22 protein-coding genes are annotated in these 24203 nt (G+C 64.0%); 12 read left to right on the top strand and 10 right to left on the bottom strand.

All coding sequences use genetic code 11. The features are described from left to right. Window positions 1–69 precede the first annotated feature (69 nt). Window positions 70–1110, bottom strand: coding sequence for an ABC transporter substrate-binding protein (locus EN852_RS05080; protein WP_127866995.1), 1041 nt, complete (start codon window positions 1108–1110; stop codon window positions 70–72). A gap of 230 nt (window positions 1111–1340) precedes the next feature. On the opposite strand from EN852_RS05080, the gene EN852_RS05075 reads away from it, so the two are divergent. Then, window positions 1341–2042, top strand: a complete 702-nt coding sequence (locus tag EN852_RS05075) for a GntR family transcriptional regulator (protein ID WP_189401731.1) — start codon at window positions 1341–1343, stop codon at window positions 2040–2042. Between the two features lie 12 nt (window positions 2043–2054). Here EN852_RS05075 and EN852_RS05070 read toward each other — a convergent pair whose 3' ends face one another. From EN852_RS05070 to EN852_RS05045, 6 genes are all read right to left on the bottom strand, one after another. After that, complete coding sequence (locus tag EN852_RS05070; RefSeq protein ID WP_127875515.1) at window positions 2055–3140, bottom strand: ABC transporter ATP-binding protein; 1086 nt, start codon at window positions 3138–3140, stop codon at window positions 2055–2057. Then, entirely contained in the window at window positions 3130–3738 is a 609-nt protein-coding gene (locus tag EN852_RS05065; RefSeq protein WP_127875516.1) for a cupin domain-containing protein, read from the bottom strand. Before EN852_RS05065 ends, EN852_RS05070 begins: the two co-directional genes overlap by 11 nt. A 174-nt stretch (window positions 3739–3912) precedes the next feature. After that, window positions 3913–4983: an ABC transporter substrate-binding protein gene (locus tag EN852_RS05060; protein WP_127875517.1), complete on the bottom strand. Its 1071-nt coding sequence runs from the start codon at window positions 4981–4983 to the stop codon at window positions 3913–3915. Window positions 4984–5010: 27 nt separating this feature from the next. Beyond that, window positions 5011–5829 carry an ABC transporter permease gene (locus EN852_RS05055; protein WP_127875518.1) on the bottom strand — a complete coding sequence of 273 codons (819 nt, stop codon included), beginning with the start codon at window positions 5827–5829 and terminating at the stop codon, window positions 5011–5013. After that, the gene (locus EN852_RS05050; protein WP_127875519.1) at window positions 5826–6716 is read right to left on the bottom strand and encodes an ABC transporter permease; all 891 of its coding nucleotides are present in this window, start codon (window positions 6714–6716) and stop codon (window positions 5826–5828) included. The genes EN852_RS05055 and EN852_RS05050 overlap by 4 nt, the downstream gene beginning before the upstream one ends. Before the next feature lie 93 nt (window positions 6717–6809). Then, window positions 6810–8093: an FAD-dependent oxidoreductase gene (locus EN852_RS05045; protein ID WP_127875520.1), complete on the bottom strand. Its 1284-nt coding sequence runs from the start codon at window positions 8091–8093 to the stop codon at window positions 6810–6812. A gap of 192 nt (window positions 8094–8285) precedes the next feature. Here EN852_RS05045 and EN852_RS05040 point away from each other — a divergent pair, with 192 nt between their 5' ends. The 5 genes from EN852_RS05040 (at window position 8286) to EN852_RS05020 (ending at window position 13644) form a co-directional block, all read left to right on the top strand. Continuing rightward, a complete protein-coding gene (locus tag EN852_RS05040; RefSeq protein WP_127875521.1) occupies window positions 8286–9443 on the top strand; it encodes a fumarylacetoacetate hydrolase family protein in 1158 nt (385 codons plus the stop codon). A 272-nt stretch (window positions 9444–9715) separates the two neighbouring features. Continuing rightward, window positions 9716–10648 carry a substrate-binding domain-containing protein gene (locus EN852_RS05035; RefSeq protein WP_127875654.1) on the top strand — a complete coding sequence of 311 codons (933 nt, stop codon included), beginning with the start codon at window positions 9716–9718 and terminating at the stop codon, window positions 10646–10648. A 128-nt stretch (window positions 10649–10776) separates the two neighbouring features. Further along, the gene (locus tag EN852_RS05030) at window positions 10777–11763 is read left to right on the top strand and encodes an ABC transporter permease (RefSeq protein WP_127875522.1); all 987 of its coding nucleotides are present in this window, start codon (window positions 10777–10779) and stop codon (window positions 11761–11763) included. 4 nt (window positions 11764–11767) lie between these two features. Continuing rightward, entirely contained in the window at window positions 11768–12562 is a 795-nt protein-coding gene (locus EN852_RS05025; protein WP_127875523.1) for an ATP-binding cassette domain-containing protein, read from the top strand. A 59-nt stretch (window positions 12563–12621) separates the two neighbouring features. Beyond that, window positions 12622–13644: a LacI family DNA-binding transcriptional regulator gene (locus tag EN852_RS05020; RefSeq protein WP_127875524.1), complete on the top strand. Its 1023-nt coding sequence runs from the start codon at window positions 12622–12624 to the stop codon at window positions 13642–13644. Between the two features lie 351 nt (window positions 13645–13995). On the opposite strand, the gene EN852_RS05010 is transcribed toward EN852_RS05020, so the two are convergent. Both EN852_RS05010 and EN852_RS05005 read right to left on the bottom strand, forming a co-directional pair. Next, the gene (locus EN852_RS05010; RefSeq protein ID WP_281407775.1) at window positions 13996–14760 is read right to left on the bottom strand and encodes a methyltransferase domain-containing protein; all 765 of its coding nucleotides are present in this window, start codon (window positions 14758–14760) and stop codon (window positions 13996–13998) included. A gap of 78 nt (window positions 14761–14838) precedes the next feature. Further along, complete coding sequence (locus EN852_RS05005; RefSeq protein ID WP_127230506.1) at window positions 14839–15420, bottom strand: TetR/AcrR family transcriptional regulator; 582 nt, start codon at window positions 15418–15420, stop codon at window positions 14839–14841. Window positions 15421–15668: 248 nt separating this feature from the next. On the opposite strand from EN852_RS05005, the gene EN852_RS05000 reads away from it, so the two are divergent. Genes EN852_RS05000 through EN852_RS04990 form a run of 3 tightly spaced genes read left to right on the top strand, consistent with a single transcriptional unit; the run spans window position 15669 to window position 20262 of the window. Beyond that, window positions 15669–15908, top strand: coding sequence for a hypothetical protein (locus EN852_RS05000; RefSeq protein ID WP_127875526.1), 240 nt, complete (start codon window positions 15669–15671; stop codon window positions 15906–15908). Further along, entirely contained in the window at window positions 15902–19099 is a 3198-nt protein-coding gene (locus EN852_RS04995) for a multidrug efflux RND transporter permease subunit (protein ID WP_127875527.1), read from the top strand. Before EN852_RS05000 ends, EN852_RS04995 begins: the two co-directional genes overlap by 7 nt. Before the next feature lie 14 nt (window positions 19100–19113). Next, on the top strand, window positions 19114–20262 hold the full coding sequence (locus tag EN852_RS04990; RefSeq protein ID WP_127875528.1) for an efflux RND transporter periplasmic adaptor subunit: 1149 nt from the start codon (window positions 19114–19116) through the stop codon (window positions 20260–20262). A 72-nt stretch (window positions 20263–20334) separates the two neighbouring features. On the opposite strand, the gene EN852_RS04985 is transcribed toward EN852_RS04990, so the two are convergent. Beyond that, the gene (locus EN852_RS04985; protein WP_127875529.1) at window positions 20335–21270 is read right to left on the bottom strand and encodes a LysR substrate-binding domain-containing protein; all 936 of its coding nucleotides are present in this window, start codon (window positions 21268–21270) and stop codon (window positions 20335–20337) included. 100 nt (window positions 21271–21370) lie between these two features. Here EN852_RS04985 and EN852_RS04980 point away from each other — a divergent pair, with 100 nt between their 5' ends. The 3 genes from EN852_RS04980 (at window position 21371) to EN852_RS04970 (ending at window position 24202) form a co-directional block, all read left to right on the top strand. After that, a complete protein-coding gene (locus EN852_RS04980; protein WP_246694177.1) occupies window positions 21371–22162 on the top strand; it encodes a 2OG-Fe(II) oxygenase in 792 nt (263 codons plus the stop codon). A gap of 231 nt (window positions 22163–22393) precedes the next feature. Then, window positions 22394–23083 carry a GntR family transcriptional regulator gene (locus EN852_RS04975; protein ID WP_127875530.1) on the top strand — a complete coding sequence of 230 codons (690 nt, stop codon included), beginning with the start codon at window positions 22394–22396 and terminating at the stop codon, window positions 23081–23083. A gap of 15 nt (window positions 23084–23098) precedes the next feature. Continuing rightward, a complete protein-coding gene (locus tag EN852_RS04970) occupies window positions 23099–24202 on the top strand; it encodes a mandelate racemase/muconate lactonizing enzyme family protein (RefSeq protein WP_127875531.1) in 1104 nt (367 codons plus the stop codon). Window position 24203: the final 1 nt, after the last annotated feature.

Raw genomic sequence — 24203 nt, 5'->3', positions numbered from 1 at the left:
TCAACTCCGGATCATTTTTCGCGAAACGATGCGGAGCGGCGCCGCGAGGACGCCGCTCCAGTACGATCGTCATTGCTGGATCAGGTTGTTGAATTTCTCCGTCGCCTCGACGAGGGTGTCGCGCCAGAAGGCGGGATCCTGCAGCACCTGCTTCTTAACGTTCTCGGGCGAGGAGTTGATGTCCTTGATGCGCTCGGGCGGGATCTTGCCGGTCTCGAACGCCTTCTCGTTGGCCGGGCCGTTGTCGACATAGAGCGGCAGGTTGGCCTGAAGGTCAGGACTGACGAATTTGGCCAGCGCCTTCATGGCGAGGTCCTTGTTCTTCGAGCCCTTCGGGATGACCATGCAGTCGGCGGTGAGCACGCCCTGGTCGAAGGAGAAGCTGACCGGGGCGCCGCTCTTCTTCAGGGTGCCGGCGCGGCCGTTCCAGATGCTCGCCATGTCGACCTCGCCGTCCTTGACGAGCTGCATAGCCTGCGCGCCCGATGTCCACCAGGCATCGATATGGCCCTTGACCTTGTCGACGGATTGCAGCGCGCCGTCGATATCGACCGGATAGACCTTGTCGATCGGAATGCCTTTGGCGAGAGCGGCGACGCTCAGCGTTTCCGTCGCCTGGCTGCCGGAGAGAGCGCGGCGTCCAGGGAATTTTTGCACGTCCCAGAAATCGGCCCAGGTCTTCGGGCCTTTGTCGCCGAAGACGTCGGTGCGGTAGATCAGCACGACGGAGGTGTAGGAAATGCCGACCCAGTCGTCATGCACGAGCTTGGGGTTGATGCCGGTCTTGTCGATGACGTTGTAGTCGAGCTTCTCGAACAGGCCTTCCTTGGAACCGCGGGCGCATTCGTCGGCGCCAAGCTCGGTGATGTCCCATTTGACGGCATTGCCGGTGACCTGCAGGCGCACGTCATCGAGGCCGTTGGTGGTGTCCTGCTTGATGGTGATGCCGAGTTCCTTGGCCGTTGGATCGAAGAAGGCCTTGGTCTGCGCTTCCTGATATGTGCCGCCCCATGAGGCCACGGTGATGGTGTCGGCGGCCGACGCCGGAACGGTGGCCGATGCCAGCAGCCCGGCGATGGCCAGGCCATGAATGCAAAGTCTCTTCGTCATTTTCGCTTCTCCAACCGGTGTTCCCGTTATCGTTGATTTGGTATGCGAATTTGTATACAATTTTGAGTGTAATTCTCCGAGGGCTGATGTCAACATGGAGCTTCGGGATTTTTGGCGGCGGAGAAGCAGCGCGGTTCGGAGCGGCCGCGTGCGGCGACAAGGGTCTGTTCAAGCAGGCGCTAAAAGGCACTAGACTGCGATTCCATGACTGACCGTTGGAGGCGGGACGCTTGAGCAAGGAGAAAAAGAACACGCTGCGCGACTCGGTGTTCGAGAAGCTGAAGGCGTTGATCATCACCGGCCAGATCCCGCCGGGCGGTCGCGTTACGGAAAACGAGATCGCCGAACGCCTGAAGGTCAGCCGCACGCCGGTGCGCGAGGCCTTCAATCGGCTCGAACGGGACGGCCTGGTGATCGGGCGGCCGCGCCAAGGCTATGTCGTGGCCGAATTCAACATCACCATGTTCCGCGAGGCCTTCGAAATCCGCGAAATGCTTGACGGGCGCGCGACCGAGCTGGCGGCAGCCAACGCGACCGCGGCCGACAAGGCGAAACTGCGCGAGATGCTTGCCGAATGCGAGCGGCTGGCGGCGATCCCGGACCGCAGCACGCGGGAGAAATTCGAGGAGCTGCAGGTCGGCATCGACCTGCACCGAGTGATCGCCGAAATCGGCGGCAACGAGATGCTTTACGGCATGCTCTGCGGCATCCTCGACAAATGCCAGCAATATGTCTGGGCGGAGCTTCTGTGGCTGGGCGAATGGAAGCTCACCCGCGAGGAGCATGCCGGCATCGTCGACGCGATCTGCGCCGGCGACGTCGCTCTGGCCGGCGAGCTCGCTCGCGCGCATGTGCGCGCCTCACGCGAGAACATCCTGCGGCTGCTGCAGGCCAAGTCCGACTATCAGGGATTCTTCGCCAAGGCTTCGTGAGGCCCGATCGCATTAGCTTGAAAGGATCGGGCAGTTGGCGCCACGGCGCAGGCTGACATGCGCCACGTCGCCGACGCCGAACTGCGAGCCGTCGGCGCGGCGCGGCGCGTCTATGACGATCGCGGTCCCCTGCCCGAGCTCGGCATGCAGGCGCAGCGTGCGGCCGTGGAAGACGACGCCGCTGACCCGGGCCGGCGCGGTGCCTTCCGCAGCCTCGCTGGCAACCAGAATATCTTCGGGGCGCACGCCGATGGTGCGTGTGTCGCCGGCGGTCGGCGTCTCGCCACTGTCTGAGGTTGCCTCCAGCGGCAGCTCGCCGACGGCGAAGCGCAACCGCTCGCCATCGTGGCCCAGGAAGCGCGACTGCAACAGGTTCATCGTGCCGATGAAGGAGGCCACGAAGCGCGTCGCGGGGCGATCGTAGAGCGTTGCCGGCGCGGCGATCTGCTCGATGCGGCCCTTGTTCATGACGACGATGCGGTCGGAGATCGACAGCGCCTCGGTCTGGTCATGCGTGACCATCACGAAAGTGGTGCCGAGTCGCGATTGCAGCCGCTTCAATTCGACCTGCATCTGCTCGCGCAGATGCGCGTCGAGCGCCGACAGCGGCTCGTCGAGCAACAGCACGCGCGGCTCGCAGACGATGGCGCGGGCCAAAGCGACGCGCTGGCGCTGGCCGCCGGAGAGTTCCGAGACGCGGGCGCGCAGCTTGTCGGCGAGGCCGACCATGTCGAGCGCGTCGCGGACCCGTTTGGCCTGCTCGGCACTGGACATTTTCCGCAGCGACAGGCCGAAGCCGACATTGGCCGCGACATCCATATGCGGGAACAGCGCGTAGTCCTGGAAGACGGTGTTGACCGGACGGTCGAAGGGCCTCAAGCCCGTGATGTCGCGACCTTCGAGAAGGACATTGCCGCTGGTCGGGCTCTCGAAGCCGGCGATGACGCGCAAGCTCGTCGTCTTGCCGCAGCCGGACGGTCCGAGCAGCGTCAGGAACTCGCCCGGAGCGATGTCGAGATCGACGGCATCGAGGCCAACCACGCCCCCTGGAAAAACCTTCGATACTTTTTCGAGACGAACGAGCGCATCAGGCGCCATCGCGCACCTCGGACGGCTTTGTCGTGTTGACCCACAGGATCTGGCAGCGCTCGGCGCCGGGGTTGCGGAAGGCATGCAGGAGCGTGCTCTTGAAGGCGAAGCTGTCGCCAGCCTTCAGCACATAGGTCGTGGCGTCGACCACCAGCTCGACCTCGCCCGCCATGACGAAGCCGAATTCGTGGCCGGCATGCGCGTAGGCTTCCGCCGTGCCGCCACCGGCCTCGACCGTGACCAGCATGCCTGTGAGCGTCGCCGCCGGCGGGGAAAGCAGCGCCTTGGCGATGCCCTCCGATTTCACCGGGATCGAGCGGCGCTTGTCGGCGCGCACGCAATAGAGGTCGTTCACCGCTTCATTGCCGTCGGTAATCAGCGCCGACGGTTCGATGTCGAGCGCGGCTGCCAGCGGCCAGATCACCTTGACACGCAGCGAGGACATGCCGCGCTCGATCTGGCTGAGCGCGCCGATGGAGATGCCGGCCTTGGCGGCAAGGTCGGCCAGCGAGAGGTTGCGCTCCAGGCGCAACGCCCGCACGCGCCGGCCGACGCGGATGTCGGCATCGTCCTTCGGCTTTGTCGCCGCTTCGTCAAGAACATCCATGCAATGGTCCTCGTTTTCCTTTCCTTCTCCCCCTGTGGGAGAAGGTGGATCGGCGCGAAGCGCCGAGACGGATGAGGGGTGTTCCAGCGGAGTGAGACGTTGGCTTTCCGTGGAGCACCCTCATCCGGCCGCTGCGCGGCCACCTTCTCCCACAAGGGGAGAAGGTAAGAGCGCTCAGCCGCCAGCCTTCACTTTCTCGAACATCTTGGCCACATCGTCATTCTGCTTCATCGGGCCGGTGAAGATGGTGCTCTTCAGCATCACCTCCGGATCAGCCGGCAGCTGCAATTTCTCCAGCTCGTCCTTCGACACGCCGGCGAAAGCGGTCGAGAGCGAGCTGCCATAGCCGTAAGACTGGATCAGGAACTTGCCCGAGTCGGCATCGAGCCGGCTGTTGATGAAGTCATAGGCGAGATCGACGTTCTTGGCGTCCTTGAGCATGACGAAACCGCAGGCCCAGGTGAGCATGCCTTCCTTCGGCTTCATGAACTCGACCGGCACGCCCTGTTTCTTGAGCGAAGTGGCGGATGCGTTCCAGGTCATGGCGGCGACCAACTGGCCGCTCGCCAGCGCCTGCTCCACTGAGGTCATGTCGGTGGTGTAGCTCGATAATAGCGGCCGCTGCTCGCGCAGTTTTGCCGCCACCTTGTCCATCTGCTCCGTCGTCATGTCGAAGGGGTTCACGCCCGCCAGAAGCGCTGCGACGATGGGCGTGTCGTGCACGGCGTCGATGGTCGCCATGCGGCCGGCATATTGTTTGTCCCACAGGAGATTCCAGCTCGCCTCCGGGTTCTTCACCAGATCTGTGCGGTAGAGGATCGAGGTGTTGCCCCAGTCCCACGGCACCATCCATACCTTGCCGTCGCCGGCCTGCAGGTCGGGCAGGTTCTTGAACACCGGGAAGATCGAATCCCAGTTCTTGATGCGCTTGGTGTCGATCGGCTGCAGCAGGCCTTCCTTGTTCCAGCGCGCCACCTTGTCGTAGCAGGGATGCGCGATGTCCGGACGGAAGCCGGCCTTGACCTTGGTGAAGGCATCGTCGTCATCGCCGAAGATCGTCGCCTCGACGCCGTCCGGATGCGCGGCAAGGAAGCTCTTGTTGAAGTCGGGCAATTCATAGCCCGACCAGGTGAAATATTGCAGCTTGTCGGCGGCAAAAGCGACCGTCGACGACAGCGCCATGGCCAGGACCGCGAGACCCGCCAGGGCCTTGCGACCGGTTATCGATTTCAGGTGTACAGTCATTTTCGTTCTCCTCTTCTTTGTTATGCTTCAGGCTGGATTGCGGCGCGCGGCGCCGAGGCCGCGATGGCGCAGGATTTCGGCGGTGCCGGCGATGATAAAGGATAGGGTGAGGATCACCGTTCCGAGCGCCATCACGGTCGGCAGCGAGCGCGGGAAGCGCAGCTGGCTCCAGATGTAGAGCGGCAGCGTCGGCTCGGTGCCGGCGAGGAAGAAGACGACGATGAACTCGTCGAATGAAATCAGGAATGAAAGCATGAAGGCCGACAGCACGGCCGGCGCACTCAGCGGCAGCATGACACGCCGGAACGTCGTCCAGTCGGAAGCGCCGAGGTCGAGCGCCGCCTCGCGGATCGTCTTCGGAATGGCGGCGAAGCGGCTGCGCATCACCACCACGGTCGTCGGCAGCGCGACGAGGATATGGCCGAGCACGATTGAGATGCGCGACGGCCCGAGGCCGATAAGGTTGACCAGGATCAGCAGCGATATGCCGACGATGACGCCGGGGATCAGGATCGGCAGGCGGGCGATGGCGCTGATGGTCGCGGCGAGCGGCGAGCGTCCGTAAAGGTCCATATAGGAGACGGTGATGCCGCAGAGCGTCGCCCCGAAGGCCGCGATGACGCCGATGACCAGGCTGTTGGCCAAGGCGCCGGAAAGCGCCGGATTGCCGTAGAGCGTCCGGTACCAGTCAAGCGTAAAACCCTGCAGCGGAAACGCCGCCTGGATGGAGTTGTTGAAGGAAAACAGCGGGATCAAAAGCACCGGCAAATAAAGGAAGACGAGATAGGCAAGCACGTAAAGGCCGAGCCAGCCGCCGCCTGTGTTGGTGTTGGCCCGCGCGCTCATGTGCGGCTGCCGAATCTGCGGTCGGCGCCGCGCGCGACCAGCACCACGCACAGAATGACCAGCATGACGCAGACCGAGAGCGCTGCCCCGAATGGCCAGTCATTGGCCTTGCCGAATTGCGACTGGATCAGCGTGCCGATCATTGTGCTGGCCGGACCGCCGACCATGGCCGGCGTGACATAATCGCCGACCGTCGGCACGAAGACGACGAGGGCGGCGGCCAGCACGCCCGGCATGGAATTGGGCAGCACGACGCGGCGGAAGCTGGTGAAGGGCCGCGCGCCGAGATCGGAGGCGGCTTCGAGCAGCGATTTCGGGATCGTGTCCAGCGCCACATAGATCGGCAGGATGGCGAAGGGCGCGTAGGCGTGGGCGAGCGTCACCACCACGGCGGCCGGTGTGTTGAGGAAGGCGAGCGTCGGTTCCTTCCAAAGGCCGCTTTCGATGAAGGCTGAGTTCAGCACGCCATTATAGGCGAGCACGATCTTCCAGGCGAAGACGCGCAATAGGTAGCTGGTCCAGAAGGGCAGCGTGACCAGGAAGAGCAAAAGGTTGCGGCGGCGGCCGGCATGGAAGGCGAGGTAATAGGCGACGGGATAGGCGGTAACGACGGTGGCGAGCGTCACCAGGCCGGCAATGACCAGCGAGCGCAGCGTCACCGTCCAGTAGAGCGGGTCGGTGGCGACGGTAATGAAATTTTGCGCCGTCAGGCCGACGCCGAGCAGCGAGCCGTCATTGCCCCTGAAGGCGAGGAACACCACAAGCCCAAGCGCGAAGAGGATCAGGAAGAATGTGACCAGCCCGCCCGGCAGCAGCATGGCGAAGCGGAACACCGGCGAGATGCGGTTTTCCGGTAAGGGCCGTGCTGCAACGATGGTCGACGACATCGAACTGCCCATCGGAATTCTGAAATCACCTAATGATTTTTCATATCCATGAAACTGTCAAGCTGAATCGCTTGTGCGCTGCACGCGTTCAGCTCAACGTTCGAACGTGTCGAGCATCCGGTACCAGGTGATTGCCGTGGCAACACCGACCTGCCGAAAGGCGTGGAACGGGATCGGCCGGATCGGCGACAGCGGGAACGGCAATTGCCTGACATCGCCGCTCGCGAGATAGCTCGCCATGCGCTTGCCGAGCGCACTCATCAGCCCGACGCCCCTGCCCTGGCAGCCGACAACCGCAAGCAGGCCCTTTTCCGGTTCGTGCAGATGCGGCAGGTGATCCGGCGTCAGCGCCACACGGCCGAACCAGCGCTTTTCGATGGCGGTGCCGGCAAGCGCCGGATAGAGGCGGATGAGGGCGCGTTCGAGATGCGCCCAGTCGGCTGCGCTCGAAGGCAGCGCCATGCGGCCGCGGCCGCCCAGCACCATGCGGCCATCGGGGCTTTTGCGATAGTAGACGAGGATGCGACGCGAATCGGAAACGGCTTGGCCGCCCGGCAGGATGCTTGCGGCAAGCTCCGCCGGCAGCGGCGCGGTGGCGATCTGGAAGGAATGGAGCGGCACGATTGTCTGCGCGAGGCCGGGCAACAGGCCGTCCGTATAGGCATTGGTGGCGAGCACCACCGACTTCGCTTGCAATTCGATGCCGCTCTCTGTCGAAACCCTCCAGAAGCCGGGCTCCTTGGCGAGCTTTACCACCCGCTGTTGCTCGGCGATGCCGGCGCCGGCCGCCGAGGCGATGCGGGCCAGTTCGAGCGTGTAGGACAGCGGATCGATGACGCCGGCGCGGCGATCGAGCCAGCCGCCGAGATAACCCCTGGCGCCGGTCATCGCCGCGATCTCGGCCTGGTCGAGCAGCTTGACGTCGGCGCCGCGCGAGCGCCATTGGCGATCGCGGTTGGCGGCGGCCTTCAGCGCTGTCTCGGTGTGCGCGGCCTGGATCCAACCGTTGCGCGTGAATGGCACGGCCAACTTCTCGTCGCGGATCACATCGAACACGGCGTCGGCAGTCGAAGCGGCGAACGCGACCAGGGCTTCGCCGCGCTCCTTGCCGAAATGCCTGAGCAGCCATTCCGGATCGTATTTGAGGCCCGGAATGACCTGGCCGCCATTGAGGCCGGACGCCCCCTGCCCGATCGCGCCAGCGTCCAGCACCTGAACCGACAGACCGGCGCGCGCCGCATGCAAGGCCGTCGACAGGCCCATGATGCCGCCGCCGACGATGATCGCGTCCAATGTGCCGCCGGATGACAGTTCGGACCGGAACGCCGGCGCCGTCTGGGGTTTCCGCCAGACCGGATCGGAGAAGGCTGCGGGCAAAGATCACCTCGGCGCTGGAACTCGTGAAAATCCTATTGGCGGTTTCATGAATTTGAAAGAGCGCTCGATAGGCCAGACAAGTCCTGGCTATGTGACAGCACAGCCATGGCCCATAAACCTTGGCATCGACGGGATAGACGTTTGCGCTAAATCCGGGGAAAGTGCCGCGCGACAATCGAGAGGAATGATGCCATGACCGATCCGACCCGCCTGCCTGCCGAAGGACTTTTCGTCGGCCGCGCCAGGACCAGCGCCGCTTCTCATCCGCTTGTGGTCACGGTGCGGAACGGCGAGGTCATCGACATCACCTCGAGCGCGGCGCCGACGGTGCGCGACCTTTGCGAGCTGAAGGATCCGGCCGACTATCTGCGTTCTGCCAAGGGCAAGGCCATCGGCGCGCTCGCCGACATCGCGGCGAACAGCTTCGAGGCCAAGCGTGACGCCGGGAAGCCCATCCTGCTGTCGCCCGTCGACCTGCAGGCGGTGAAGGCCTCGGGCGTCACCTTCGTCGTCAGCCTGCTCGAGCGCGTTATCGAAGAGCAAGCGCGCGGCTCGGCGGAAAAGGCCGACGCCATCCGCGCCGACATCGCCGGGCTGATCGGCCATGACCTCTCCAAGCTCAAGCCAGGCTCGCCGGAGGCGATGGAGATCAAAGCCAAGCTGATCTCGCGCGGCGCCTGGTCGCAATATCTGGAAGTGGGCATCGGCCCGGACGCCGAGATCTTCACCAAATGCCAGCCGATGGCATCGGTCGGCTTCGGCGCCGATGTCGGGCTGCATCCCGTCTCCACCTGGAACAACCCGGAGCCGGAGATCGCCATGATCGCCGACAGCTCGGGCCGCATCGTCGGCGCCACGCTCGGCAACGACGTCAATCTGCGCGATGTCGAGGGACGCTCGGCGCTGCTTCTGGGCAAGGCCAAGGACAACAACGCTTCCGCCTCGCTCGGGCCGTTCATCCGGCTGTTCGACGAGACGTTTTCCATCGCCGACGTGAAGCGCGCCACGGTGCGGCTCAGCGTCGAGGGCGAGGACGGCTTCGCGCTGGAAGGCGCGAGCTCGATGGCGGAAATCAGCCGCTCGCCGGAAGAACTGGTCAAGGCGGCGATGGGGCCGCATCACCAGTATCCCGACGGGCTGGCGCTCTATCTCGGCACCATGTTCGTGCCCTCCAAGGACCGCGGCGAGAAGGGCAAGGGTTTTACGCACAAGGTCGGCGACATCGTCACCATCTTGTCGGAAAAGCTCGGCGCGCTCACCAACCGCGTGCGCCTGTCGCCGGATTGTCCGCATTGGACCTACGGCGCCAGCCACCTCATGCGCGACCTGGCCAAGGCCGATCTTATCTAGCGCTGCACCACAAGTGATGCCGTCGAAAGCCCGTCAACGCTACATGATGGGCGACGGTACCGTTCGCCCCTGAAAATATCATCGCAGCTGATGCAATCTGATGGGATTGCTGATGGCGCGCGAAGCTGTGCCAACATCCATTGGCGATGGAGGCTTGCCATTGCCCGAAAAAGGGAATGCTCTACACGTCCCGCTCGGCGCTGGCAGGAGGTGCGGTCCAAGGCCGCATCGCGCTTGATGTGGAGGAGAGTTTCAACATGGGAGGAAATCGAATGCTTTCGCGGCTAAGACTGCTCGTGCTTGGCTTGATCGCGCTCATCGCCATTCCGGCGATGGCTGAGGCCAAGACGTTCTATTGGATTTCGCATGGCGGCCCGGCCGACCCGGTCTGGACCTATTTCCTGGCCGGCGCCAAGCAATGGGCAAGCGACACCGGCAACAAGGTCAACACGTCGTTCCACAATGGCGACGTTGCCTCGCAGCAGGAGGCGATCCGCGCCGCCATCTCGGCCAAGGCCGACGGCGTTGTCACCACCAGCCCCGATCCGGGCAGCCTGATCGAGCTGGCCAAGGAAGCACGCGCAGCCAACATCCCGATCATCAACTTCAACACGCCCGATCCGAAGGCGAACTTCAACGCCTATGTCGGCGGCGACAACGTCACCTTCGGCAAGCACTGGGCGCAATACCTGGTCGACAAGGGGCTGGTGAAGAAAGGCGATTTCGTCTGGATGCCGGTCGAGGTTCCCGGGGCGACTTATGGCGTGCAGGAAGAGGAAGGCATCAAGAGCGTCTTCGAGCCGCTCGGCATCACCTATGAGATCACCGAGGCCACGCTCGACCAGGCCGAAGTGATCAGCCGCATGGCCGACTACCTCACCGCGCATAAGGGCAAGGTGAAGGCGATCATCGGCCTCGGCGACCTCGTCACCGGCTCGATCAAGCGCGTGTTCGACCAGGTCGGCGTCAAGGCGGGCGAGATCCCGGTCGTCGGCTGGGGCAACTCGCTCGACACCACGCAGGAAGTGCTGAACGGCTATGTCAACGCCGCGCAGTGGCAGGACCCGCAGGCGACCAGCTATGTGGCGCTGTCGCTGGCCAACATGGCGGCCAGCGGCATTCCTCCGGGCTTCAACGTCATCACCGGCGCGCTCTATGAGAAGGACACCGCCGGCGTCTACGACAAGATCCTGTCCGGTAAATAAGTCCCCGCGCGATTGACCAGCGCCGCGCTTTCCACCTGAGGCGCGGCGCTGGATGCTACCGCCGCCGGAGCCCGCCGCGATACGCGGCACGTAATCCGGCCAGTTTTCAATCATGTCGCGGGTATCTCGTGGAAAATCGTTCCGTCATCCAGCGCCTGATCGGCAGGTCGGAATTCGGCCCCCTAGTCCTGCTCGTCGTCGAGCTGGTCGTGTTCTGGGCCATCAATCCCGACTTCCTGTCGCCGCAGAACATCTCCAACATCCTGGCCTTCACCGTCGAGCTCGGCCTGATCGCGCTGGCGATGACGCTGCTGATGACATCAGGCGAATTCGATCTTTCCGTCGGCTCGCTGTTCGGCTTCTCGCCGGTCTTGATGTGGACGCTCTACAACAGCGGCGCCACCTCGCTGGAGGTCGGCCTGCTGATCGCGCTGGTGGTCGCGGCCCTGATCGGGCTGGTCAATGGCTGGTTCGTCACCCAGCTCAAGATCCCGTCCTTCCTGGTGACGCTCGGCATGCTGCTGGTCGTGCGCGGCACGGCATTGTTCGTCACCGACGGTTTTCCGCAGCGGACCTGGAGCGCTGAAGGCAGCTGGCTGGCGAACATCCTGGTCGGCGACTTCTATGTCGGGCCGTTCCGCATCTATGCCTCGCTGTTCTGGTTCATTGGTGCTGCGATCATCCTCGGCTATGTGCTGACGCAGAGCCGGACCGGCAACTGGATCCAGGCCGCCGGCGGCAATCCCAATGCGGCACGCGCACGCGGCGTCAACGTCAACCGCGTCAAGGTCGGCCTGTTCATCCTGTCGGCGGTGATGGCCTCGCTGGCCGGCGTGATCTCGTCACTGCGCACCTCCGCGGCCAATCCGAACAGCGGCACGGGCTACGAGCTCGAAGTCATCGCCATGGTGGTGATCGGCGGTACGGCGCTGACCGGCGGGCGCGGCACCATCATCGGCACGGTGCTCGGCATCCTGATCCTGCGCGTCATGCGCAACGGCATCGTGCTGATCGGCGTGCCGGGGCTCGCCTACAACATCTTCATCGGCGCGATCATCCTCGGCATGATGGCGCTGCATTCCTGGCTCGAACGCCGGCACCAGGCAGGGACTTAAGACGATGGCCGAGCCTCTGATCCGCATGACAAACATCCGCAAGTCCTACGGGCGCGTGCAGGCGCTGGTGGACGCCAATTTCCACGTCAATGAAAAGGAGATCGTCGGCCTGCTTGGCGACAACGGTGCCGGCAAGTCGACGCTGATCAAGGTGCTGTCGGGCGCCGTGCCCCTGACCAGCGGCGACATCTTCGTGCGCGGCAAGAAGGTCAATTTCCGCAGCACCAGCGATGCAATCGCTGAGGGCATCGAGACGATCTACCAGGACTCGGCGCTCGTCACGCAGCTGTCGATCGCGCGCAACCTGTTCCTCGGGCGCGAGCCGATTAAGCCGCCGCGCTTCTTGAACCGCATGGACCAGGAGGCGATGAACGCGGTGGCGCGCGACCTTCTGCGGCAGGTTGGCATCACCAAGAACATCCCGCCGACGACGCCGATCGGCTCGCTGTCGGGCGGCGAGCGGCAGGCGGTCGCGATCGCGCGCGCCATGCATTTCGACAGCGATCTCATCATCCTCGACGAGCCGACCAACAATCTCGGCGTCGCCGAGACGCAAGGGGTGCTGAGCTTCGTGCGCAGCGCCCGCGATTCCGGCCATTCCTGCATCTTCATCGCGCATAACATCCACCACGTCTTCCAGGTGGTCGACCGCATCGTGGTGATGCGCCGGGGCAAGGTGGTGGCCGACGACATCGATCCGAAGAAGACCACGGTCGCCGAGGTCGAGCGCGTTATCACCGGCATGTCGGACAAGGAAATCCGCGACGCGATTTCAGACGGCCGGGAATCGCATAGCTGATTTCGGCTGACTTTGATCTGGCCTAACAGGGGCTCGTATCAGATCCTATGACTGGACCCATGAAAGCCACCGTAGCCGACATCGCCAGGAGCTGCGGCCTGTCGACCGCGACCGTCGACCGGGTGCTGAACAACCGTCCCGGCGCAAGCGCCGCCAACCGGCAGCGCGTGATGGAAGCGGCCAAGCAGCTCGGCTATCTGCCGACGCTCGACCAGGTCGTGCTGCCGTCGAAGCCGGCGCATCTCGAATTCTTCCTGCCGATCGGGTCCAACGCCTTCATGGCCGATCTTGCCCACCACATCGAAGACTATGCGGCGCGCCTGCCCCTGGTCGCCTCCTGCCGCATCCACAACCTTGCCGGCATTTCGCCGGGCGCGCTGCAGGGCGCGGTGGAGAATCTGTCGCTCAAGGCCAATGGCGTCGGCGTCATCGCCGTCGACCATCCGCGCACACGCAACATCCTGCGCGAGCTGGTCGAGGCCGGGATCAGGCTGGTCACGCTGGTCTCGGATGTGCCGGCCGCGCCCCGCTCGGCTTATGTCGGCATCGACAACCGCGTGGCGGGCCGCACGGCGGCGCTGCTGATGGGCCGCTTCCTCGGCGGCCGTACAGGACATCTGGCGATGGTGGTCGGCTCACGCTCCTATCGCGGCCATGAGGAGCGCGAGATGGGTTTTCGCTCGGTGCTGAGCGAAGAGTTCCCCAACCTCACCGTGTCCAGCGCCGTCGAGATCAACGACGAGCCGGACGCCAGCTACCGCGCGACCATCAAGGCGCTGCACGACGAACCGGAGCTGCTCGGCATCTATTGCGTCGGGGCGGGACGGTCGGGCGTCGCCAGGGCGCTGCTGGAAGCCAAGCCGCGCCGGAAGCCGGTGTTCATCTGCCATGACCTGACAAAGGAGACGCGCCGCTATCTCGTCGATGATCTCGCCGACGTCGTCATCGACCAGAATGCGCGGCTGATCGCCGAGCAGTCGGTGATCCGCCTGCTCGGCTCGATCGCTTCATCGGCGCCCTATTTGACGAAGAAATTCATCGAACCGCGACTCATCTTCAAGGAAAATGTGCCGGTGCAGTAGCTCTGCAACCAGTCCCGAACGGCAGTCGCGGATTTGTCTGATAATTGATCCCGCAATTCTGCACAGCAGCTATGCACGTTTCGCAATTGCCGAATCGTTAGGCACCTCGTACCTATCTCGGTGTCGGCCGTCTCCTCCTCCCAGATGTGATGCCGACGCTGAGTGCGGTACACCTCCTCCCGTGCCGTATTCGAAATCAAGCCCGCTGCCACCTCCTCCCGGCAGCGGGCTTTTTCTTTGCGCGCCAAAGGCGGGAGAACCATCCCATCCGATGCTGCCCAAGTACGGGCTATCTCTTTGATTTAGCGCAATTCCGGACGGAAAACCGCTCACACTTTTCCTAGAATTGCTCTAGCCATTCGCCGTCACCAGATTGGAGCTGAGTTCGAAAGCGACTCCCGATCCATCGGTGTAGGATTGCAGCACGGGCGCAATCCCGCTCACTATATCCTCCACGACGCGCTTGCGTTCGTGATCGGCCATTGCCTTGCCGGCAGCACTCATGCCGACCAGCGCCATCGTGTTCAATCGCAGGAGGGGCGCCCCGTCCTCAAAGCGTATCCTGCGCGATATTGTCCTTGATCGAACGTCGTGGAAGCCGGCGTCCCGGAGCAGCGCCTCGATCAGTGCCGCATTCCCAAAGCTGTGGCGCAGGTCCACGATTGGGCCGAGGAGTCGTTCGGCGACGCGGCGAAGATCGCGAAAGAAGGCGATTTCCTCATCGGAGCGCCACGTGCCAACTGCCAACCGGCCGCCCTGCGCCAAAGCTCGCCGCATCTGCGCCGTCACGGCGGCCTTGTCGGGAAAGAACTGCAGCCCCTGCTGACAGACGACCGCGTCGAACTGCTCTCCGTCGCGGAGCGGCAGTGCACCTGCATTGCCTACGCGCCAATCGATGTCTGGCGCCACGGTGCGCGCGACGGCAAGCATTTCCGCGTTGATGTCGATGCCGACGACATATCCGGCGGCGCCGAGCTGTTCCCTGGCAACGCGGGCAACTATTCCCGTGCCGCAGGCGATGTCCAGCACACGATGGCCTGGAGAGAGCTTCACCTCTTCGAAGGTGACTTCGGCCCAGGGGCGAAACAGAGGCCCCACGAGCCAGCGCTCATACATCTCCGGAAAACTTGCCTGACCCATCGTCTAGCGCCCGTTTTCGGGACAGCATAACAGAATCAGGACGATCCGAAGAGATCAGCGCGCCCGGAACGACGCGATCAGGCTCTCGGCCATGCGTACGAATTGCGCGCTCGGGCCTTCGGCGCCGACGCTCTGCATCGAGACGCGGGCGCCTTCGAGAAGCAGCGACAGCGTGTCGGCGAGAAGCTCGGCTTGGCCGATGCCGGCATCGCGGCAAAGCGCAACCAGCTTTTCGCGCTGGGCTTCCTTCAGCTCCTTGATGACGCGCCTGGCCGGGTGATCGGCCTCGGTGAGCTCGACGGCGGCATTGGCCATGTCGCAGCCACGACTGTCGACGCTGAGCAATTCCGAAGCCTTCTGGACCCAGGCATGCAACTGGGCGAGCTTGTCGCCGGGATGCCTGGCCTCGAACTCGTCCCATATCCTCGAAGCCTTCGCCGCCGTGGCGCGCAGGCATTCGATCACCAGCTCGTCCTTAGATTCGAAGTGACGGTAAAGCGTCATCTTGTTGGTGCCGGCAGCCTCGGTGATGGCGTCGACGCCAACTCCCTTGATGCCGTGCTTGTGGAACATGTCCTGCGCCGTCTCCAAGATCCGATCCCGGGGGCGGGAACGCTCCGCAACGCCGTCAGTCATCATGCTCTCCTTTCGTCGTTTCCAAAAAAACCGTCGCCACCTCTTGACTAGGGTGTTACCGGTCTGTAACTTTTAGATGTTACTTACTGGTAACACCTATATCACTCCCCGTCAAACGACAAGGCCCACCGATAGCCTGCCAGAGTGAGATAGGACGAAAAAACAGCCTGTCATGCAGCTTCGGCCGGTGAAAAAGAGAAAAAGCGGCCCGTGATCAACCGATACGGACCGGGCAAGGAGCCACTCCTATGCAAAAGCGCAAAGACCTGACGATCGACGAAGCCGTCCGGGATCCGATGATCCGGCTGGTGATGAAGGCGGACGGGGTCGACCCCAAAGCCTTCGAGCGGATGCTGCGCCAGCGCGCGGCGGAACAGGCGCCGGATGATGAAGGCCTGCCATCCTTCCTGGCGGATTCCGGCTCCGGCCGCGCCCGGCGCCTCCGCCATTTCGCAAAACCCTTCGGCGAGGCGTCCGCATCATGGTAAATTTCTTCGTTCATCGTCCGATCTTTGCGTCTGCGATCGCCATCATCATGGTGCTCGCCGGCGCGATCGCTTATTTCCTTCTGCCGGTCTCGCAATTCCCCGACATCACGCCGCCGCAGGTCGTGGTCAGCGCCCATTATCCGGGCGCCAGCGCGCAGGTCGTGGCCGACACGGTCACCACGCCGCTGGAGCAGCAGATCAACGGCGTGCAAGGCATGACCTACATGTCGTCGACGAGCTCGAATGACGGCTCGTCCACCATCACCATCACCTTCGACGTCGGCTATCCGCTGAGCACTGCGGCCGTCGACGTGCAGAATCGCGTCAGCCAAGCGGCATCGTCCCTGCCGGCAATCGTCAATCAGGGCGGCGTGACGATCAAGAAGCAGAACCCCAATTTCGTGCTGATCGTCGACCTGACCTCGCCGGACGGCTCGGTCGATCCGGTGGCGTTGAGCAACCTTGCCTATCTGCAGGTGGTCGATCCGCTGAAGCGCCTGCCAGGCGTCGGCGACGTGCAGATCTTCGGCGAGCGCCGTTATTCGATGCGCGTCTGGCTCGACCCGGACAAGCTGGCCAATCTCGGCATCACCGCCGTCGACGTCCAGAACGCCATCGCCGAGCAGAACGTGCAGGTGGCGGCCGGCAAGATCGGGCAGTCGCCGGCGCCCGCCGGCACCGCCTTCGAGATGCAGGTCAACGCGGTCGGCCGCCTGAGCGACCCCAAGGAATTCGGCGACATCGTCGTGCGCGCCAATTCGCAGAACGGCTCGCTCGTGCGGCTGCGCGACGTCGCGCGAATCGAGCTCGGCGCGCTGCAATATTCGTCATCCGCCTTCTTCGGCAAGGACCCGACCGTGGTGCTCGCCGTCTACCAGATGCCCGGCTCCAACGCTCTCGACCTGCAGCAGCGGGTCAAGGACAAGATGCAGGAGCTGTCGCAGCGTTTCCCGAAGGGCGTGCACTACGCCATGCATTATGACACGACACGCTTCGTGTCGGCCTCGATGCATGACGTGCTGATCACGCTCGGCGAAGCGCTGGTGCTGGTCGTGGCGGTGGTGTTCATCTTCCTGCAGAGCTGGCGCACGACCATCATCCCGACCATCGCCATCCCCGTGTCGCTGATCGCGACGCTGGCGATCATGTATATGCTGGGTTTCTCGCTCAACATGCTCTCCCTGCTCGGCATGGTGCTGGCGATCGGCCTCGTCGTCGACGACGCCATCGTGGTGGTGGAGAATGTCGAGCGACAGCTGGAGGCCGGGCTCAAGCCGCTTGCCGCAACGCGCGCGGCGATGGCCGAAGTGACGGGACCGATCATCGCCACCACCGCGGTGCTGATGGCGGTGTTCGTCCCGGTCGCCTTCATCCCCGGCGTTTCCGGCCGGCTCTACAACCAGTTCGCGCTGACAGTGGCGATCTCGGTCGGCATCTCGGCCTTCAACTCGCTGACGCTGTCGCCTGCGCTGAGCGCCGCGTTCCTGCGCCATCGCGGCGAAACGCAATTCGTGCTGTTCCGCTGGTTCAACGCCGGCTTCGACTGGCTGTCGCATGCCTATGCGCATGGCGTGCGCATCCTGATCAAGCTGCGCTGGATCATGCTTGGGCTGTTCGCGGCCGGCCTCGTCGCCACCTATTTCGTCTGGCAGAAATTGCCTTCGACCTTCCTCCCCGTCGAGGACCAGGGCTATTTCTTCGTCGTCATCCAGCTGCCGGACGGCGCCTCGCTTGAGCGCACCGACGCGGTGGCGCAGAAGGCGCGCGACATCCTGCAGAACACGCCCGGCGTCGACATCGTCGGCTCGATCAGCGGCCTGAACTTCCTGACCAGCGCCGCGCAGTCCAATTCGGCGGTGGAGTTCGCCATCCTGAAGCCATGGGACCAGCGCGGTCCCGACCAGAATGCGTCGAAACTGGTCGAGCAGGTGCGTGGCAAGCTGCTGCAGATGCCGGACGCGTTCGCGCTGTCCTTCGACCCGCCCTCGATCCCGGGCCTCGGCACCACCGGTGGCTTCGAGTTCCAGGTGGAGGACCTCTCCGGTCGCGGCAGCGCCGCGCTCAACGAGGTCACGCAGGCGTTGATCGCCGAGGCGCGCAAGCAGCCGGAGCTCAACCCGCAGCAGCTGTTCTCGTCCTTCTCGACCTCGACGCCGCAGTTCAACTACGACCTCGACCGCAACAAGGCCAAGCTTCTCGGCCTCAACCTGCCGGATGTCTTCAACACCTTGCAGATCTATCTCGGCTCGCTCTACGTCAACGACTTCAACCTGTTCGGCCGCACCTTCCGCGTGACCATCCAGGCGGACAAGGACGCGCGCGCCGACGCGACCGACATCTCCAGGCTTTATGTGCGCAACGCGTCGGGCGGCATGGTGCCGCTGAACACGTTGGGCAAGCTTGTGCCGATCGTCGGACCGGAGACCGTGCCGCATTACAACAACAATGCGTCGGCCCTGATCAATGGCGGTGCTGCCCCCGGCTTCTCGTCCGGACAGGCGGTGGCGGCGATGGAGCGGGCGGCGGCGAACGTGCTGCCGCGCGACTTCGGCTACGAATGGACCGGCATCACCTTCCAGGAGCTCAAGGCCGGATCGATCGCCTCGGTCGTCTTCGGGCTGGCGATCGTGTTCGTCTTCCTGATCCTGGCGGCGCAGTATGAAAGCTGGGCGATGCCCTTCATGGTGTTGCTCGCCGTGCCGCTCGCTCTGTTCGGCGCCTTCGCGGTGCTGTTGCTACGCGGCATGCAGATCGACGTCTACTCGCAGATCGGCTTTGTCATGCTGATCGGCCTGGCGGCCAAGAACGCGATCCTGATCGTCGAGTTCGCAAGGCGACGGCGCGAGGAAGGCCTGACCATCGTCGATGCGGCGATGGAAGCGGCGAGGCTGAGGCTGCGGCCGATCCTGATGACCGCCTTCGCCTTCATCCTCGGCGTGCTGCCGCTGATGTTCGCGACGGGCGCGGGCGCGGCCAGCCGGCAGTCGATCGGCACCACCGTCTTCGGCGGCATGGTGGCGGCGACCATCCTCTCGCTGGTCTTCGTGCCGGTCTTCTACGCGGTGATCGAACAGTTGCGCGAGCGCGGCGAAAAAGAACCAGCCAAGGGACACCACGACGCCCCTCAGCAGCAAGAAATCGAACCGACCGCCGAGCCGGCGCTTCAGCCGCTCGCTCAGGCGGCCGAATAGGATTGGAGTCCAAAATGCGTAAATGGAAAATCGCTTTAGGAACGGCCGTTGTGCTTGGCGCGATCTCGGTGGCAAGCGTCCACCTGCTGAATCCGGGCTATCTCGGCGGCGGCACGGCGGGCGCAGCGCCCGCGCCGGCGGCCTTCGTCATGCCGGTGCCGGTGGTGAACGTCGTGAAGAAGACGCTGCCGATCTATCTGGACTACGCCGCGCGGGTGGAGTCGATCCGCAGCATCACGCTGCAGGCCCGCGTGCCGGGTTATCTGCAGGAGCAGACCGCGGCCGACGGCAGCGACGTGAAGCAGGGCGACATGCTCTACCGCATCGCGCCCGATGACTATCAGGCCGCGCTCGACCAGGCGAAGGCGCAGGTGCAGCGCGATACCGCGACGCTCGAATATGCAAAGTCCAATCTCGGCCGCGGCACCGACCTCGCCAAGGCCGGCTATCTCGACAAGGACAGCTTCGACCAGCGCACCAGTAATCTGCGCTCGGCGCAGGCTGCCCTTGCCGTCGACCAGGCGGCGGTGCGGACGGCCGAGCTCAACCTCGGCTATGCCGAGATCAAGGCGCCCTTCCCGGGCCGCATCGGCCGCAACCAGGCCTCGGTCGGCACGCTGGTCAGCGTCGCCGGCACGGTGCTCAACACGCTGGTGCAGCTCGACCCGATCTATGTGACCTTCAATCCGAGCGAGACCGACCTCGTCCAGATCGAGCAGGCGAAGGCCGCCGGCCCGATCGCCGTCGATGTGCTGTTGCCCGGCGATACGGTGCCGAGCCAGAAGGGGGAGCTGACCTTCATCGACAACACGATCGACCACTCGACCGGCACGATCACGGCGCGCGCCACGATCGGCAACGCCAAGTTCACGCTGCTGCCCGGGCAATATGTCCGGGTGCGGCTGCATGTGAAGGAACAGCCCAACACCCTGATGGTGCCGCAGGTGGCGCTGGGCTCCAGCCAGCTCGGCAAGTACCTCTATGTCATCGGCAAGGGCAACACCGTCGACCAGAAGCTGGTGTCGCTCGGGCCGACCGATGGCGACCTGATTTCCGTGACCTCCGGCATCTCAGAGACCGACCAGGTGATCACGGGCAATCTGCAGAAGATCGGACCCGGAATGCCGGTTTCTCCCTTGCCGCAACCGAAACCGGCCAGCTGATAACCCCCATCAGTTTCCGGTCCGACGGCGCCCTCGACTCCCACGTCGAGGGCGCCGTTTTTTTATGAGTTGTCAGACGGCTCCCGATGCCGGTTCCGTGCGGGGCCTGCCGGGATTGCTCGCCAGCAACTCGACGAGGCCGGCAATGTCGGCGCGTTCCGCCTTGGCCGGCAGCATGAAGGCGCAATAGGGCTGACCCAGGCGGACGGAGACGGAAGACAGCGCGATCAACCGGCCGGCCTCGAGATCCGCATTCGCCATCGCCTTCTGTCCCAAAGCTACCCCCAGCCCCAGCCTTGCCGCGCCGATCGCCAGGCTGGAGAGGCCGACGCGGCGGCCATGCGATGGGTCGGGCGCGCGGCCGCCCCCAGCGGCCGCGAACCAGTCCGCCCAGCTCGGATGCGAGGCGTAGTTGGGACCCCAGTTGGTGTGGATGAAATGGCTTTCATGCATATCGGCGAGGCCGGACGACCCGTTCCCGTGGCGCTGCCAGAAGCCGGGCGACGCAACCGGCAGCACCTCGTCGTGAACGAGCCGCACCATCTTCAGCGCCGGATAGTGATAATCGCCATAGGAGATGCGCAGATCGATGTTCTGGCGCACGACGTCGACGGGATCGTCCTCGACGCGGACATCGATCGCCATTTGCGGAAAGCCGTCGAGCAGAACGGCAAGCTTGGGCGCCAGCCACAACTCGGCCAGCGAGAACGGCACGCTGACCACAAGGCGCCTGCGCAGGCCACCTTCCAGCATGCGCCTGCCGACAGCCGCGATCTCGCCCAGTGCATGCGCCGTCTGCGGATAGATGGCATGGCCGGCATCGGTAAGCGCGATGCGGTTGCCGTTGCGCATAAAGAGCTGCTTGCCGAACCAGTCTTCCAGATTGCGTATCTGCTGGCTGACCGCGGCCGATGACACGCCGAGTTCGGTGGCGGCAAGCGTGAAGGAACCGGCACGGGCCGCGACCTCGAAAGCCCTCATCGCGTTCAATGGCGGAAGCTTTTCCACGCTCTATCCTCGAAAGTTTTTCTTGGCCGAGCCTAACAATTTTCCGCGTTGCGGCAAAGTTTTCCTTGGCGTGTAGTGGCCTCAGATTTTGGAGGACGCAATGATCGAAACCATTCTCGACCTGGACCGCTATCCGCTGAATCGCGAGGGCAGCCTTGAGTGGCAGCGCCTGGTGGACGAGTCCAAGGCGGCGCTCGCGGCAAACGGCATGTTCAACCTGGAAGGGTTCCTGCGCCCCGGCATTGCCGAAAAGGCGGTCGCGGAAATCCGGCCGGTGATGGACACGCGCTCGCATGTGCACAAGCGCATGCACAACATCTATTTCAAGCCGTCGATCCCGGAACTCGCACCGGACCATCCGGCGCTGCGCAAGGTGGAGACGATCAGCCATACGGTCTGCGCAGACCAGATCCCGGGCAGCACCGTTCTTTCGATCTACGAATACGAGCCGCTGGTGCGGTTCCTGGCGGCGACGATGGACAAGCCGCAATTGCATGTCATGCAGGACCCGCTCGCCCGCACCAACGTCATGGGTTACCGCGCCGGCGAAGCACTCAACTGGCATTTCGACCGCTCGGAATTCACCACGACGCTGTTGCTGCAAGCGCCCCAGATCGGCGGCGATTTCGAATACCGCACCGACCTGCGCTCGGACGACGACCCGAACTATGACGGTGTCGCCAAGCTGCTCGAGGGGCGCGACCCCGAAGCAAAAATCCTGCGCATCAAGGCCGGCACGCTGAACGTCTTCCGCGGCAAGAACACCGCGCATCGCGTCACCACGGTCGAGGGCAATCGCGAGCGCATGATCGCGGTGTTCTCCTACTATGAACGTCCGGGCGTGATGTTCACCGACGAGGAGCGGATCGGCTTCTACGGTCGTGCCGCCTGAGACTGTTTGGAAATTCTACTCCGGCGGCCATCTGGCGGCGCTTTCTGCGCTTCCGGTGCTCACGGACCCAAATGTCCGCTCCGCTCCGGTTCTCGAAATCACCACCATATGACTCGCCAGAGCGAATTTCGAAACGGTCTCCGCAATCTGCCGATCTCGGTCAAAAATAAGCTCTTGTTAGATTGTCGACAATCTGCTTGTCTTGCAGAAATTCCTCCCGGGGGTCGACCTATGGCAAAGCTGGATTTCAGTCCGATCGCGGATACGACGCGCAGGGCGGAGATCGTCGCCCTGCTCAGGCGCGCCATCCTGACCGGACAGCTGGAACCGGGGCAGAAGCTCAACGAGCTCAGGATTTCGGAACAGATGCGGGTGAGCCGCGCGCCGCTGCGCGAGGCGATGCGCGAGCTGGTGCAGGAAGGCATCCTGACCAGCATTCCCTATGCCGGGACTTTCGTCATCGACGTCACCGCCAAGGACATCATCGATGCCTATTCGCTCAACAAGGTGCTCGATGAATTCGCCATCGAGCTTGCCTGGCCGCAGCGCGACCCACGCTTCTTCGACGAGTTGGACCGCCGCCACGAGGCGGTGAAACGGGCGACGCGGGCGCTCGACACCACGCGCCAGATCGAGACCGCGCTGCAGTTGCATGGGCTGATCTACGAGTGGGCCGACAATTCGGTGCTGCTGGAGACCTGGCAGCGGCTGACCAGCCGGCTGCAGATGTATTTCGCCCTGCATCAGCGCGCACGCAACGAACCGGTGCCGGCCGAGGACGTGCACGAAACCTATGTGGCGCTGCTCAAAGGTGCCGACATGCGCGCCGCCCAGCGCCATGCGCGCGAGCATATCGACCTCGATTTCGAGGAGCTTCTTGCCTATGCGCGCGGCCTCGAAAAGCGCGCATCGAAGAACTGACAGACGGACAGCAAAGTGAAGATCAAGAGCATCAAGGCCTACCATGTCGTCCAGCCCTTCGTGGACGGGCCTTACCGCATGTCCAAGGGGCGCGTCGCCGACTCTTTCGACGCGGTGATCGTCGCCATCACCTCGGACAGCGGCTTGACCGGCTGGGGCGAGATGGCGCCGCTTGGCAATTTCTACTCGGCCGCGTTTCCGGCGGGAACACGCGCGGGCGTGCCGGAAATCGCGCCGCATCTGATCGGCCAGGATCCGCGCGGTCTGGCCCACATCGGCCGGCTGATGGACACGGTGTTCAAGGGCCATCCCTACATCAAGTCCGCGCTCGACATGGCGTGCTGGGATCTCGCCGCCCGCGCGGCCGATGTGCCATTGGTGACCATGCTCGGCGGCCGCGAAAGCGATATGGCGGAGACCTACCGGGTCGTCACCCACGGCACGCTCGACCAGATGGCGGCTTTGGCCAAGCGGATCATCGCCGAAGGCTGCCGCCGCCTGCAGGTCAAGGTCGGTGGCAATGTGCATGACGACATCGAGCGGGTGACGACGGTTGCCTCCGCGGTGCCGAAAGGCACGGTGATCTTCTGCGACGCCAATGCTGGCTGGACGCCCTACCAGGCGCGCCAATTCGCCGACGCCACGCGCGGCATCGACTACACGTTCGAGCAGCCCTGCACGACGCTCGATGAGAACATGTCGGTGCGCCGCATGCTCGACAAGCCGATGGTGCTGGATGAATCCGTCACCTCGCTGGGCGAGATGCTGGAAATCCACCGCCGAGGTGCTGCCGACGGCCTGACACTGAAGATCTCGCGGCTCGGCGGTGTGACGCAGACGCGGCTGATCCGCGACGTCGCCGTCGATCTCGGCTTCATGATCACGGTCGAGGATACGGGCGGCGCAGAGATCGACACCGCCGCCATGGCGCATCTGTCGCTGTCGACGCCGGCGGACCGCCGGCTGCATGCCATCGCCTTCCACGAATGGGTGACGGTGCGCACGGCCACCAACGCACCTCCGGTAAGCGGCAGCCATATGGGCATTCCCGACGGCCCCGGCCTCGGCATCGACGTGGACCCCGGCCTGCTCGGCGAACCCTTCTTCGAGATCGGCTGAT

The sequence above is a fragment of the Mesorhizobium sp. M2E.F.Ca.ET.209.01.1.1 genome, assembly GCF_004010375.2.
Classification (GTDB): domain Bacteria; phylum Pseudomonadota; class Alphaproteobacteria; order Rhizobiales; family Rhizobiaceae; genus Mesorhizobium.
This window is presented reverse-complemented; position numbering and strand designations above follow the sequence as displayed.